Source organism: Mesorhizobium sp. M8A.F.Ca.ET.208.01.1.1 (assembly GCF_004791315.1).
Taxonomy (GTDB): domain Bacteria; phylum Pseudomonadota; class Alphaproteobacteria; order Rhizobiales; family Rhizobiaceae; genus Mesorhizobium.
In genome coordinates, this window is the sequence record NZ_SRUT01000104.1 from 1 (window position 1) to 375 (window position 375).

Sequence of the window (375 nt, forward strand, 5' to 3'; positions counted from 1 at the left end):
CGCGACAGTCGGCCGGCAGGGCGCTGGTCGCCGATCTGCTATGGGCTGAGGGACGCCATCGTCAGCCATCGTCTCGCCCCGGGCACCAAGTTGCCGGAGGACGAACTGGCCTCGATCTATTCCGTAAGCCGCACCGTCGTTCGCGCCGCGTTGCAGGCTCTCGCCCACGACCGGCTGGCGCGGCTGGAGCCCAATCGCGGCGCTTTCGTCGCGCAGCCCTCGAAGATCGAGGCGCGAGAAGTATTCGAGGCCAGGGCGCTCATCGAGCCGAAGGTGGCCGCACTTGCCGCCAAAGCGGCGGTGCCCGCCGACATCGCACAACTGCGCGCGCATCTGGAGAAGGAGCATCAGGCGCTGCATGACGGCCGCGACAGC

1 protein-coding gene is annotated in these 375 nt (G+C 68.8%); it reads left to right on the forward strand.

From position 1 onward, the window contains the following. Positions 1 to 33: 33 nt before the first annotated feature. A partial coding sequence (locus tag EN851_RS34490) for a GntR family transcriptional regulator (RefSeq protein ID WP_245520894.1) occupies positions 34 to 375 on the forward strand: 342 nt, incomplete at its 3' end.